General features: G+C 72.2%; 10 protein-coding genes. 8 read left to right on the forward strand and 2 right to left on the reverse strand.

The genetic code is table 11. From position 1 onward, the window contains the following. Nucleotide 1: 1 nt before the first annotated feature. Nucleotides 2-646 carry a response regulator transcription factor gene (locus tag ACXR2U_RS08295; protein ID WP_458824499.1) on the reverse strand — a complete coding sequence of 215 codons (645 nt, stop codon included), beginning with the start codon at nt 644-646 and terminating at the stop codon, nt 2-4. A 111-nt stretch (nt 647-757) separates the two neighbouring features. Between ACXR2U_RS08295 and ACXR2U_RS08300 the strand changes: the two genes are divergently transcribed. The 3 genes from ACXR2U_RS08300 (at nt 758) to ACXR2U_RS08310 (ending at nt 5,864) form a co-directional block, all read left to right on the forward strand. Next, complete coding sequence (locus ACXR2U_RS08300; protein ID WP_458824500.1) at nt 758-2,314, forward strand: Re/Si-specific NAD(P)(+) transhydrogenase subunit alpha; 1,557 nt, start codon at nt 758-760, stop codon at nt 2,312-2,314. Continuing rightward, nucleotides 2,311-3,714, forward strand: a complete 1,404-nt coding sequence (pntB, locus tag ACXR2U_RS08305) for a Re/Si-specific NAD(P)(+) transhydrogenase subunit beta (protein WP_458824501.1) — start codon at nt 2,311-2,313, stop codon at nt 3,712-3,714. Before ACXR2U_RS08300 ends, pntB begins: the two co-directional genes overlap by 4 nt. Nucleotides 3,715-4,514: 800 nt before the next feature. Then, nucleotides 4,515-5,864: an HNH endonuclease signature motif containing protein gene (locus tag ACXR2U_RS08310; protein WP_458824502.1), complete on the forward strand. Its 1,350-nt coding sequence runs from the start codon at nt 4,515-4,517 to the stop codon at nt 5,862-5,864. A gap of 318 nt (nt 5,865-6,182) precedes the next feature. Here ACXR2U_RS08310 and ACXR2U_RS08315 read toward each other — a convergent pair whose 3' ends face one another. After that, nucleotides 6,183-8,276: a SpoIIE family protein phosphatase gene (locus tag ACXR2U_RS08315; protein ID WP_458824503.1), complete on the reverse strand. Its 2,094-nt coding sequence runs from the start codon at nt 8,274-8,276 to the stop codon at nt 6,183-6,185. Nucleotides 8,277-8,420: 144 nt separating this feature from the next. Between ACXR2U_RS08315 and ACXR2U_RS08320 the strand changes: the two genes are divergently transcribed. Genes ACXR2U_RS08320 through mftE form a run of 5 tightly spaced genes read left to right on the forward strand, consistent with a single transcriptional unit; the run spans nt 8,421 to nt 13,390 of the window. Then, a complete protein-coding gene (locus ACXR2U_RS08320; protein WP_458824504.1) occupies nt 8,421-9,827 on the forward strand; it encodes an APC family permease in 1,407 nt (468 codons plus the stop codon). A gap of 29 nt (nt 9,828-9,856) precedes the next feature. Beyond that, the gene (gene mftR, locus ACXR2U_RS08325; protein WP_458824505.1) at nt 9,857-10,465 is read left to right on the forward strand and encodes a mycofactocin system transcriptional regulator; all 609 of its coding nucleotides are present in this window, start codon (nt 9,857-9,859) and stop codon (nt 10,463-10,465) included. Next, nucleotides 10,462-11,271 (forward strand): SDR family oxidoreductase, encoded by an 810-nt coding sequence (locus tag ACXR2U_RS08330; RefSeq protein ID WP_458824506.1) that lies wholly within the window; start codon nt 10,462-10,464, stop codon nt 11,269-11,271. Before mftR ends, ACXR2U_RS08330 begins: the two co-directional genes overlap by 4 nt. Next, nucleotides 11,268-12,698 (forward strand): mycofactocin biosynthesis glycosyltransferase MftF, encoded by a 1,431-nt coding sequence (gene mftF, locus ACXR2U_RS08335; RefSeq protein WP_458824507.1) that lies wholly within the window; start codon nt 11,268-11,270, stop codon nt 12,696-12,698. Before ACXR2U_RS08330 ends, mftF begins: the two co-directional genes overlap by 4 nt. Continuing rightward, the gene (gene mftE / locus ACXR2U_RS08340) at nt 12,695-13,390 is read left to right on the forward strand and encodes a mycofactocin biosynthesis peptidyl-dipeptidase MftE (RefSeq protein WP_458824508.1); all 696 of its coding nucleotides are present in this window, start codon (nt 12,695-12,697) and stop codon (nt 13,388-13,390) included. The genes mftF and mftE overlap by 4 nt, the downstream gene beginning before the upstream one ends. Nucleotides 13,391-13,440: the final 50 nt, after the last annotated feature.

Below are 13,440 nucleotides of genomic sequence, written 5' to 3' on the forward strand. Positions count from 1 at the left end.
GTCAGTTCTCGAGGTAGGCGAGGACGGCCAACACCCGGCGGTTGTCGTCCTCGGACTGCGGGAGACCGAGGCGGACGAAGATCGAGTTGGTGTGCTTGCTGACGGCCTTCTCGCTGATGCCGAGGGCATTCGCGATGGCCGCGTTCGAGCGGCCCTCGGCCATCAGACCGACGACGTCACGCTCGCGCGGGGTGAGCGTCGCGATGGGCCGGTCCGAGCCGTGGCGCGAGAGCAGCCGGGCCACGACCTCCGGGTCCATCGCGGTGCCGCCCCGCGCGACCTGGCGGACGGCGTCGACGAACTGCACCAGGTCGAACACCCGGTGCTTGAGCAGGTAACCGACACCGCCGGAGCCGTCGGCGAGCAACTCCCGGGCGTACAGGGGCTCGACGTACTGGGAGAGCACCAGCACCGGGAGACCGGGGATCTCGGCCCGGGCGGCGATCGCCGCGCGCAGGCCCTCGTCGGTGAACGTCGGTGGGAGCCGGACGTCGACCACCGCGACGTCGGGGCGGTGCTCGAGCAGGGCCCGCAGCAACCGTGGGCCCTGCTCGACCGCCTCGACGACCTCGAAGCCGTTGGCCTCCAGCAGGCGGCTCACGCCGTCGCGGAGCAGGGCCAGGTCTTCGGCGAGCACGACACGCACCTGGGAACGGTATCGGCCCGCGGTGACCCGCCACACAGCCAGCGCTGCGCGGCTGGGGCATGATCCGGCCCACGTCCGCTCGACGCCGAGCGGACACCGGAGGGAGCACGTGTGCTGATCGGGGTCGTGTCCGAGGTCGCCGCCGGGGAGACGCGGGTCGCTGCCACGCCCACGACGGTGGGCCGCCTGCTGAAGCTGGGCTACGAGGTCGTGGTCGAACCCGGGGCGGGCGTGGCGTCGAGCTTCACCGACGAGGCGTACGTCGAGGCCGGCGCGACCCTGGGTGACCCGTTCGCGGCCGACGTCGTGTTCAAGGTCAACGCGCCGTCGTCCGACCAGATCGCCCGGCTGCGCGACGGCGCGATCGTCGTCGGGCTGCTGGCGCCGGCGTTGAACCCCGACCTGGTCGACGCGCTCGCGGCCCGGCCGGTCACGGCACTGGCGATGGACGCGGTCCCCCGCATCTCGCGCGCGCAGTCGTTGGACGTGCTGAGCTCGATGGCCAACATCGCGGGCTACCGGGCGGTGGTGGAGGCGGCCCATGTCTTCGGACGGTTCTTCACGGGGCAGGTCACCGCCGCGGGCAAGGTGCCCCCGGCGAAGGTGTTGGTCGCCGGGGCCGGTGTCGCGGGCCTGGCGGCGATCGGCGCGGCGTCCTCGTTGGGCGCGATCGTGCGGGCCACCGACCCTCGACCCGAGGTGGCCGACCAGGTGCGTTCGCTCGGTGGTGAGTTCCTCGCCGTCGAGGTCGAGGCGCTGCCGGTGTCGACCGACGGCTACGCCAAGGCGACCTCGGAGGCGTACGACCGCCGGGCGGCGGAGATCTACTCCGAGCAGGCGGCGGACGTCGACATCGTCGTCACCACCGCGCTCATCCCCGGTCGGCCCGCGCCGAAGCTGCTCAGCGCCGAGCAGGTCGCGCTCATGAAGCCCGGCTCGGTGGTCGTCGACATGGCAGCGGCGCAGGGCGGCAACGTCGCCGGCACGGTCCCCGGTGAGGTCGTCCACACCGCGAACGGCGTGACGATCATCGGCTACACCGACCTGGCCGGGCGCCTGCCCGCGCAGGCCTCGCAGCTGTACGGCACCAACCTGGTCAACCTCATGGCGCTGCTGACACCGGGCAAGGACGGGCAGGTGGTGCTCGACCTCGACGACGTCGTGCAGCGCGGCATCACCGTGGTCCGCGACGGCGAGAAGCTCTGGCCACCACCGCCGGTCCAGGTGTCCGCCGCACCGAAGGCCGCCGCGCCCGCCGCCGCACCGGTCGTCGCGGCGAAGGCGGAACGCCCGGCGTGGGTCAAGCTCGCCGTGGTCGGGGTCGGCGTGGTGCTGCTGTGGCTGCTGACGGCCTTCGCTCCGCAACCGATCCCCGAACACGTCACCGTGCTGGTGCTCGCGGTGGTCATCGGCTACTACGTGATCGGCAAGGTCCACCACGCGCTGCACACGCCGTTGATGTCGGTGACCAACGCGATCTCCGGGATCATCGTGGTCGGCGCGTTGCTGCAGATCGGCGAGAACCACGACAGCGGTCAGACGGCCATCCGCATCATGTCGTTCGTCGCGATCCTGCTGGCGTCGATCAACATCGTCGGCGGGTTCGCCGTGACCCGCCGCATGCTGGCGATGTTCTCCCGTGACCCGATCAGTCGAGGTGGCCGGTGAGCGCCGCCGCGATCGCCGAGGCCGCGTACATCGTCGCGGCCCTGCTGTTCATCCTGTCGCTCGCGGGGTTGTCCAAGCACGAGACCGCACGGCAGGGCGTGGTGTTCGGCATCGCCGGCATGGTGATCGCCCTCGCCGCGACCATCGGCCTCGCCACCCGCGACGCCGAGGCCGTCGCCGTCGTGCTGCTCGTCGTCGCCGTGGCCATCGGGGCCGCGATCGGGTTGTGGCGGGCCAGGGTCGTCGAGATGACCGGCATGCCCGAGCTCATCGCGTTGCTGCACAGCTTCGTCGGGCTCGCGGCCGTGCTCGTGGGCTGGGACGGCTACTTCGCGGTCGAGGACAACCCGACCCAGACCGAGGTGGCCGGTTCGCTGCTGCGGATCCACCACGCCGAGGTGTTCATCGGGATCTTCATCGGGGCCGTCACCTTCACCGGTTCCATCGTGGCCTACCTGAAGTTGTCGGGGCGGGTGAAGTCCTCGCCGCTCATGCTGCCGGGCAAGAACCTGCTGAACATCGGCGCCCTGGTCGCGTTCGTGGTGCTGACGGCGTTCTTCGTGCACTCGCCGAACCTGCCGCTGCTGGTCGCCGTCACCGCGGTGGCGCTGGCGCTGGGCTGGCACCTGGTGGCCTCGATCGGCGGCGGTGACATGCCGGTCGTGGTGTCGATGCTCAACAGCTACTCCGGCTGGGCCGCCGCGGCCTCGGGTTTCCTGCTGAACAACGACCTGCTCATCGTGACCGGCGCCCTGGTCGGGTCTTCCGGTGCGTACCTGTCGTACATCATGTGCCAGGCGATGAACCGGTCGTTCATCTCGGTCATCGCCGGCGGGTTCGGCATCGAGGCCGGCCCCGCCGCCGACACCGACTACGGCGAGCACCGGGAGATCGACGCCCCGGGCGCCGCAGAACTGTTGCGGGATGCAACATCGGTCGTCATCACCCCCGGCTACGGCATGGCCGTCGCGCAGGCGCAGTACCCGGTCGCCGACCTCGTCCGCCGGCTGCGCGAACGCGGTGTCGACGTCCGCTTCGGCATCCACCCGGTCGCCGGGCGCCTGCCCGGCCACATGAACGTGCTGCTCGCCGAGGCGAAGGTCCCGTACGACATCGTGCTCGAGATGGACGAGATCAACGACGACCTCGCCGCCACCGACGTCGTCCTGGTGATCGGTGCCAACGACACCGTCAACCCGTCCGCCGCGGAGGACCCCACCTCCCCCATCGCCGGCATGCCGGTGTTGCGGGTGTGGGAGGCGAAGAACGTCATCGTGTTCAAGCGGTCGATGGCGTCCGGTTACGCAGGCGTGCAGAATCCGCTGTTCTTCCGCGACAACACCGAGATGCTCTTCGGCGATGCGAAAGCGCGCGTGGACGACATCCTCAAGGCGTTGTGAGGCCCGTCGGCCCCGCGGCGTCGGTCGCTGGGCCGGGGCCGCCGTCGAGAAGGCGCTTACCGGAAACGGCGAACGGGGCAGGGTCGGGACCCGGATCGGGCTCGTTGCTGCCGTCGACCCCGCAGCCGGCCAGCAGGAGCGGGGCGAGGAACACGACGACCAGCGGCTCGGCGCATGATGCGATCCTGGCCCCCGCGCGCGGTCACGGCAGCGTTCGTGGACTTGGACCCAGAGCCGTTCCTGCCTCCGTCGCATCAGCGCTGGCTCCGACGGGATCCGCGGTGAGTTTCGCTCGGTGTTGACCGCGCTTGTGGGTGGCGGTTCTGCTTTCGCGCCAAGAACGCGCGCCTGGGAAAATACCGTGGGTCTCGCGAGGTGTTCGTCCGCGTCGCGGCTAGCAGTTCTCGTTTCGGAAGGACGGGCTCCTACGGGAAGCGCGTGGCCACCCGCCCGTGCTGGTTCCCGCTCGCGTGTGGCGGTTCCCGTTTCGCAACGGCGGCTCCTACGAAAGCGCGTGGACTTCCGCCGGTGCTGACCCGCGCTCGCGGGTGGCGGTTCTCGCTTCGAAAGTGCCGGCTACCTACGAGGTGCGCGGCGGGTCTTCGCTCGGCCTGGGTTCTGCGGGTGGGCGGCGGTTCTCCTTTCGCAAGGACAGGCTCCTACAAGAAGCGCGAGGGGTTGCCTCGGGATCGTTTGCCACTCGCTGGTGGCGGTAATGTCTCGTGCGCCGCGACCAGAATTGCTCGATTTCATCGACTGATTCTCTTGCAACGCGTGGTCGTTCGATATAGAATCGAACCATGGTCGCGGTCGACGAGATGGTTCCCTCGCCCGACCTGTTGCGCGCGCTTCTCGCTCTGGATCCCCTTGGGTTCGACGACGAGGAACGGGTCGCGTCGGTGGCCGGGTGGGAACGGATGATCGCGTTCTGCACCGCCCACCAGAACGACGTCATGGCCGCCGCCTACCGCGACCACGCCGCCCCCGCCGACGGTGGCGAGCCCGACGGTGACGCCGGGAAATGGTGGGCGGAACAACTCGGCCTGGCTCTCGGTGTGGCGGGCACGTCGGCGTATCACCGGATGATGCAGGCGGTCACCTTGGTCGAGGTCGCCCCGGCGATCTCGGCGCAGCTGCGGATCGGTGCCATCGGGGTGCACCACGCCCGGGTTGCGGCGAACGCGTTGCGGGTCGTCGAACCCGAGGTGGGTCGCACCGTGGAGCGTGAGGTCGTCGACGACCCGGGGTGGCGGACTCCGTCGCAGTTGGAGCGGGCGTTGCAGGCCGCGATCATCAAGCACGACCCGGAAGGGGCGAAGGCCCGTAACCGGGCCCGGCGTCGGGAACGCGACGTGCGGATCCGGGCCGAAGCCGACGGCATGTGCAGCCTGTGGGCGTTGCTGCCGGCCGAGCAGGGTCAGGCGGTCGCGAAGACCATCGACGCGCACGCCCGTTCGTCGAAGGCCCGCAACGCCCCCGGCGACGACCGCACCCTCGCCAACTGTCGCGCCGACGCCCTGGCCGCACTCCTGCTGCGGCCGCTGCACCCCACCACCGTCGACACCAGCGCCGAACCCAGCAACGAGCCCAGCACTGAACCCGGCACTGACCTCGCGACCGCGCCGCGGATGCACGGGCAGCGTCCGGAGATCCAGGTGGTCGTCGGCTGGACCACCCTGATGGGCCTCGATGACCTCCCCGGGTTCCTGCACGGTCACGGCGTGATCGACGCCGCCACCGTCCGCCGGATCGCCTACGACTCCTGCGCTACCTGGCGACGGATCCTCACCGACCCCGCCAGCGGCCAACTGCTCGACTACGGCCGCAAGACGTACAGCCCGCCGCGGAACCTCGAAGACTTCGTCATCGCCCGCGACCAGTACTGCCGGTTCCCCACCTGCGACCGACCGGCCGTGACCTGCGACCTCGACCACCGCCACGACTGGGACAAGGGCTGCCAGACCCGGGAGAAGTGCCTCGACGCCCTGTGTCGGCGTCACCACCGCCTCAAACACGAAGGCGGCTGGTCGCACGAACGCGACCCCGACGACAACTCCAGCATCTGGACCGATCCCGCCGGCGGGCAGCACCGCAAACCCGCGGCGAAACTCCCGATCCCCGAACCCGAGCCCGGCGACCCACCCTTCTAGTGGTGCCCGTTGCCGATCGCCAGGCGCTCGGGTGTGCGCGGCGGAACTGGTCGTGCCGGCTCGTGCTGCTCACGCTCTGGTTCCGTGTGACGGCGACGCCGATGAGTTGGGGGATGGCTGCGGTCGTCGCCGATCGGGGCTGGTCGCTACCGCAAGGTCACCAAGCGATGCCAACCGCGGCACCTCCACCTCGGTCAGGACGTCATCGCAGCATCCAGACCTCTCATCGACAGGCCGGAACTACCGCCCCACCCTTCGTCCGGACCACCAAACTCACACCGTCAGCAGGCACGCCACGTCGAGAACGAGACTGGGACGTCAGGCGCCGCCCGCCGCCCCGGGTGGGCAGCGCACGGCCAGCATCGCCACGTCGTCGTCCGCCCGGTGGCCGGCGAGCGTGGCGAGGACGCTGCCGAGCAGCGACTCGGGGTCCGGGCCGGCGGCCTCGGCGGCGAGGCGCAGGCGCTCGATGCCCACGTCGATGTCCTCGTCCCGGCGCTCGATGAGTCCGTCGGTGTAGCCGAGCAGGGTCTCGCCGCACTGCAGGGAGAACTGCACCGAGCGGCGCGTGCCGGCGCGCACACCGATCGGCGGGTCGGTGACCACCGACGCGGTGCGGGTGCCGTCCGGGCCGCCGACCAGCACGGGCGGCGGGTGCCCGGCGACCGACATCTCGACGTCGACGGTGCCGTCTGCCTTCGACCTCAGGTGCGCCACGATCGCCGTGGCTGAACCCGGCAGCGCGTAGCGCGTCATGGCCTCGTCGGCGAGCTCCAACGCCCGCGCGGGCGACGGCGAGCCGGCGACGTAGACCCCACGCAGCAGCGAACGCAGCTGCCCCATCCGCGCGGCGGCCGACGAGTCGTGGCCCATGACGTCGCCGACCGTGACGACCAGCGAGCCGTCGGGCAGCGGGAACGCGTCGTACCAGTCGCCGCCGACCTGCAGGTCGTCGACCGAGGCGACGTACCGAACGGCGATCTCCCACGGCCGCCCGACCGCGGGGGCGGTGAGCAGACTGCGCTGCAAGGCCTCGGCGATCCGGCGTTGCCGACCGAACGAACGGGCCGCGTCGAGCGCGACGGCGGCCCGCGCGGCCACCTCGGCCGCGACCTGCTGGTCGGTGGCGCCGAACGGGCCGGTGTCGAGGTCGTTGAACAGGGTGACGACCCCGAGCACCTGGTCGCGGATGCGCAGCGGCACGCAGATCACGAAGGCCGGGCCGAGTTCGGTGAGCGCGGCCCGCGCGACCGGATCACCCAACGCCGGCAGCAGGTTCTCCCACGACGGGTACGGGACCACGGTGATGCGGCCGGTCGACGCCGCACGCAGGACCCACGACGACGGCGCCAACGACCGCAGCCGGTGCTCGGCGTACTGCCCGAGCAGCAGGTCGCGGTCGCGGCTCGGGTGGTGGCTGCCGACGTCGCGCAGCTTCCCGTCCTCCCCGACCAGCGACACGATGCAGTAGTCCGCGAGCCGCGGCACCAGGACCGAGGCCAGCCTGCTGACGGCCCGCTCGGGGTTGCGGTGGTCGCCCAGCGCCGAGCTCACCGCCGCGAGCAGGCTGAGTCGGTCCCGGGTGCGTTGCACCATGCTCCTGGCCTGGTGGGCCTCGGTGACGTCGAACGCCACACCGAGCATCCGCACCGGACGCCCGTCGACGTCGCGGATGACCTGACCCCGCGCCGCCGCCCACCGCACGGTGCCGTCGGGCCGGACGACGCGGTACTCGGCCCGGTAGCGACCACTGACGGCGATGGCCTCGGCGATGATCGCCTCGGTCGGCGGGACGTCCTCGGGGTGCAGCCGCGCCGTGAAGCTGTCGATGTGCGGGACGAAGTCGTCGGCGTCGTAGCCGAACAGCTCCATGAGCCGGTCGTCCCAGTCGAGGCGGTTGGTGACCAGGTCCCAGTCGAAACTGCCGATCCCGCCGGCGGACACGGCGAGCTCCCACCGCTGTCGGTCGCCCTCGAGTTCGTCGTAGTGCTCGAGGCTGTCGAGGCCGGTGGCGAGCAGCGCCGCGAACCGTTGCAGGCGGGCGATGGCGTCCGGGGGCAGCACCCGCGGGTGCGGGCCGTGGACCTCGAGCACCGCGCGCACCGCACCTCTCGGCCCGATGACCGGCACGCCGACGTACGCACCGACGTCACCGGACGTCACCGCCGGCAGGTCGGCGGTCGACGGGTCGGCGGTGGTGTCGGCGACGACGAGCGGGTCGGAGCCGGTCGGGTGGGGGAGGCCGAGCGCGTCGGTGGTGCCGGTGACGGCGACACCGTCCGTGCGGACGATCCGGGCGTGGGTGAGACCGACCGACCCGGCGGCGAGCGCGGCGAGTTCCTGCAAAGAGGACTCGACCTCGCCGAGGCGCGCCGGAAGCACCGGCGGCACGAGTGCCTGCCCCTGCTCCACGCCTGCCTCCGACCGCCGCCCGGCACGGGGGGACGAACCCCGGGCGGAGGGGACTCTAGTTGTCCGGTGGCCCTCTCGCGCTGCAGTCACATTCCCAGGTGACGCACAGCCAAACGGCACATATGTACGGGAAACGTAAACCGCATGTCGACGCCCGTGACCACCACGCAGTCCGACGCGAGTTCCCGCGAGCCCGAGCTCCAACGGGTCCTCGGTCCGGGCCTGCTGTTGCTGTTCATCGTCGGCGACATCCTCGGCACCGGCATCTACGCCCTCACCGGGACGGTCGCGGGCGAGGTCGGCGGCGCGGTCTGGATCCCGTTCGGCTGCGCGTTCCTCGTCGCACTGCTCACCGCGTGCAGCTACCTCGAACTGGTGACCAAGTACCCGCAGGCGGCCGGAGCCGCGCTCTACACCCACAAGGCGTTCGGCATCCACTTCGTCACCTTCATGGTGGCGTTCACGGTGCTGTCGAGCGGGATCACCTCGGCGTCGACCGCCGCCCGCGCGTTCGCCACCAACCTCGCGGACGGCTTCGGCCTGACGCTGGAGGACGGCATCGGGCTGACCCTGGCCGCACTCGGGTTCCTCGTGGTGGTCGCGTTGATCAACTTCCGCGGCGTGGGCGAGAGCGTGAAGACCAACGTCGTGCTGACCCTCATCGAGTTGTCCGGGCTGGTGTTCATCCTGGTCATCGGCGCCATCGCGCTCGGCAGCGGCGACGGTGACTGGTCGGCCGTCACGAAGTTCGAGACCCCCGACGGCGCCGGGGTCTTCACGGCGGTCGGCAGCGCGACGGCGCTGGCGTTCTTCGCCCTCGTCGGCTTCGAGGACTCGGTCAACATGGCCGAGGAGACCCGCAACCCCGGGAAGATCTTCCCGAAGATGATGCTGGCCGGCCTCGCGATCACCGGCACCATCTACATCCTGGTCGGCATCATCGCGGTGGCGCTGGTCCCGCTCGACCAGCTCTCGGAGGGGTCGACCCCGCTGCTGCAGGTCGTCGAGGCCGGCGCGTCCTGGTTCCCGTTGTGGATCTTCGCGTTCGTCACGATGTTCGCCGTCTCCAACACCGCGCTCATCAACATGCTCATGGCCAGTCGGCTGGTGTACGGCCTGTCGAACGAACGCGTCGTACCGAAGGTCCTCGGCCGCGTGCACCCCGGCCGTCGCACGCCGTGGGTCGCGATCGTGTTCACGACGCTGCTCGGCTTCGGCCTGGTCTCGTTCATCACGGGAGTGCCGGCGCTGTCGGGGACGACCTCGCTGCTGCTGCTGGCGGTGTTCACCGTGGTCAACGTGGCCGTGTTGGTCCTGCGCCGCGACCACGTCGAGCACCCGCACTTCAAGGCCCCGACCTTCATCCCGGTGCTGGGCGCGCTGGTGTGCCTGTACCTGGTCTCGCCGCTGGTCGAGCGTGACGTCGCGCAGTACAAGACCGCCGGCGTGCTGCTCGGGATCGGCGTCCTGCTGTGGGTCGTGACCGCGGTCCACCGGCACAGCGGCGACGGCAACGCCGCGCGGATCGAGGACCCGGCCAACCTCAGCTGACAGCGGCGGCCGTCTGCGAGACTCGCGGGGTGACGGCCGACGCGCTCGACACCCGCGCGCGGGTGGGACGACGCCCGTCGACCTCCCGGGCCGAGCTCGAGCAGGTGGCGTTCGCCCTGTTCGCCGAACGCGGCTTCGACGACACCGCCGTCGACGACATCGCGTCGGCCGCGGGCATCGCCCGGCGGACGTTCTTCCGGTACTACGCGTCGAAGACCGACCTGGTCTGGGGTGACTTCGACGCCGAACTCGACCGGTTCCGTGCCTGGTTCGACGCCGTCCCTCCCGGCGACCCCGTCCTGCAGGCGGTGCGGCGCGCCGTCGTCGACTTCAACTTCCTGCCGTCGGAGCAGGTCCCCGCACACCGTGAGCGGATGAGCCTGATCCTGCAGGTGCCCACGCTGTTCGCCAGCTCGACGCTGCGCTTCGTGCAGTGGCGCGAGGTCATCGCCTCGTTCGTCGCGGCGCGCACGGGTGCGGCCGCCGCGGACCTGCTCCCGGTCACCGTCGGACACACCGCCCTCGGCGCCACGCTGGCGGCGTACGAGCAGTGGCTGCTGCACCCGGACGCCGAGCTCGCGGCCATGCTCGACGACGCGTTGGGGCAACTCGCCGACGGCTTCCCGGGGCTGACGTGACGGCGGCGTCGCTCGACCGGCCGCTCGCCGTCGTCACCGGCGCGGCCCGGGGCATCGGCGCGGCGGTCGCGGTCGAACTCGCGCTCGCCGGGTGGGACCTCGTGCTCGGCGACGTGCCGTTCACCGACACCGTGCCGGGCCTGCGCTACCGCCTGGCCGACGGCGGGGCGCTCGACCGCAGCGCCGCCCGGTGCCGGGACATCGGCGCCGAGGTCGCGGCCGTCACGTGCGACGTGCGTGACGCGGCCTCGGTCGCCGCACTCGTCGACGCCGCCGGCGACCGGCCGTTGCGGGCGGCGGTCGCGGTGGCCGGACTCATGGCGGGGCAGGGACCGGCGTGGGAGCAGGACCCGGACGACTTCGAGCTCGACCTCGCCGTCAACCTGCACGGCGTGGTCAACCTGGCCCGCGCCGCCGTGCCGCGCCTGCTGGCCGCGCCCGAGCCCCGCCGGGGCCGCTTCGTCGCCGTCGTGTCGTCGGCCGGTACCCGCGGGTTGCCGTTGCTCGCCTCGTACGTCGCCAGCAAGCACGCCGCGCTCGGCTACATCCGCGCGCTGGCCGCCGACCTCGCGCCGCACGGGGTGACAGCCAACGCGGTGATGCCGGGCAGCACCCGCACCGACCTGCTGCAGCGCACCGCAGAGGTCTACGGCCTGGACTCGGTCGAGGACTTCGCCGTGCACCAACGTCTCGGGCGGTTGCTCGACCCGACCGAGATCGCCGCCGCCGTCGGCTATCTCTGCTCCGACGCCGCCAGCGCGGTGACCGGGACGGCGGTGGCGGTCGACGGCGGCTTCACCGGATGACCGAGGCCACCCGCGCCCGTTCGTCCGGCCGGCCGTGGTCGCTCGCCCCGGGCGTGCTGCGGTTGCGCGACGACCGACTGGCCGGCGGTGCCCCGTTCCGGGTCGTACGGCTGTCGCCCGAGGGCGCGCGCGGGCTCGCCGACCTGCTCGGGACGACCGCACCCCCGCCACCCGGCCTCACGATCCTGACCGACCGGCTGGTGCGCTACGGCCTGCTCCTGCCACCGCCGCCCGACGTCGACGACACCGCGGTCGACGACGTCACGGTCGTCATCCCCGCCCTCTCGGCCCCCGGGCCGGTCGCCGCCGTGCTGGCTGCCGTCCCCGACGGCGTACCGGTCGTCGTCGTCGACGACGGCTCACCGGAACCGTTGCAGGATGCACTGCTCGCGGACGGGGCGGTGGCGTGCCGTAACGGGTTCGTCGTGCTGCGGAACCCGACGCCCACCGGCCCGGCCGCGGCCCGCAACGCCGGCGCCGCCCGGGCGACGACGACGTGGGTCGCCTTCGTCGACGCCGACGTCGATCCCGAACCCGGCTGGCTGGGCCAGCTGCTGGCCGCGGCCCGGGCCGATCCGGCGGTCGTCGCCGTGGGTCCGCGCGTCCGGAGCCGGGCGTCACGAGGTCTCGGCGGCCAGGTCGAACGGTTCGCGGGCGGTCTCGACCTCGGACCGGTGCCGGCGGACGTCGTGCCCGGGGGCCCGGTCGGCTACCTGCCGACCGCGGTGTTGCTGGTCGACCGGTCGGCCTTCGAACGGATCGGCGGGTTCGACGCGGCCATGCCGGTGGCCGAGGACGTCGACCTGGTGTGGCGGCTGCGCGAGGAAGGCGTGGTGCGGTACGTGCCCTCGGTGGCGGTGTGGCACGCACCGCGACCGTCGCTGCGCGCCGTGCTGCAGCGCCGTCGCTTCTACGGCAGCGGCGCGGCCCTGCTCGACGCGCGTCACCCCGGCGTGGTCCGTCACGCCGACGTCTCGGTCTTCTCGATCGTCCCGTGGCTGCTGGGGATCGCCGTCCGGCCGTGGCTGGCGGTCGCCGGCGCCGCCGCCTCGGTCGCGGTGGCGCCGCGCACGCTGCGGTCCCTGCCCGCCGCGGACGCCCTGCGCCTCGCGGCATACGGCCAGGGCATCGCCGCGGTGTCCTTTGGGCGCTTCGCCCTGCGGCCGTGGTGGCCGTTGACCGTTGCACTGTGCATCATCTCGCCGAAACGGCGGCGGGTGTTGGCGCTGGTCGCCGCGACCGGCCTGCTCGACATCGTCCGTCGGGCCCGGCGCGACGAGAGCCTCGGTACGCGCGACCTGCCGGCTGTCGTGGTGAGCCGGCTGCTCGACGATCTGGCGTACTCGGTCGGCGTACTGGAGGGTGCGGCCCGTGCCCGGCGGATCGCGCCGTTGCTGCCGCGCGTGCGCGGAAGGACCCGCGCGTGAGGCCGCTGCGCCGCGCCACCTGGCCGGAGGTGGCCGGGTCGGAGCGTCGGGTGCTGCTCGTCCCGACCGGGTCGCTCGAGCAACACGGCCCGCACCTGCCGCTCGCCACCGACACCTTCGTGGCCGAGGGCGTGGCCTCCCGCGTCCACGCCGCCCGGCCCGCCGTCGGCCTGGCACCCGCGGTCCCGTTCGGAGCGAGCGGGGAGCACGAGGGCTTCCCCGGCACGGTGTCGATCGGGACCGGAGCGCTGTGCACCGTGGTGGTGGAACTGGTCCGGTACGCGTCGGCCGACTGGGACGCCGTGGTCGTCGTCAACGGGCACGGCGGCAACGCCGACGCGTTGCGGCAGGCCGCCGAGCGGTGCCGCTACGAGGGTCGGCGCCTCGAGGTCGTGCACCTCGGGCTGGCCGGGATGGACGCCCACGCCGGGCGGGCGGAGACCTCGATGCTGCTGCACCTGCACCCCGAACTGGTCCGCACCGACCAGGCGGAGGCGGGGGTCACCACGCCCGTCGCGGACCTGCTGCCCGCCCTGCGCGAGGGTGGGGTGCGCGCGGTGAGCCCCAACGGCGTGCTCGGCGATCCGACCGGCGCGAGTGAGCGGGAGGGCGCCGACTGGATCGCCCGGCTGGAGGCGAAGGTGCTGGCCGTCGTCGACCCCCTGATCGCCCCACCTACGGTGGACGCGTGACCGACCTGCGCTGGGGTGCGCGGACGTTCGGCGCCACCGACCGGGTGGTG

Source organism: Jatrophihabitans sp. YIM 134969 (genome assembly GCF_054456675.1).

What these genes read in the sequence shown, in the direction of transcription:
- ACXR2U_RS08320 (WP_458824504.1), top strand. Translation starts at nt 8,421, where the DNA reads ATGTCGACGCCCGTGACCACCACGCAGTCCGACGCGAGTTCCCGCGAG.
- mftF (WP_458824507.1), top strand. Translation starts at nt 11,268, where the DNA reads ATGACCGAGGCCACCCGCGCCCGTTCGTCCGGCCGGCCGTGGTCGCTC.
- ACXR2U_RS08310 (WP_458824502.1), top strand. Translation starts at nt 4,515, where the DNA reads ATGGTCGCGGTCGACGAGATGGTTCCCTCGCCCGACCTGTTGCGCGCG.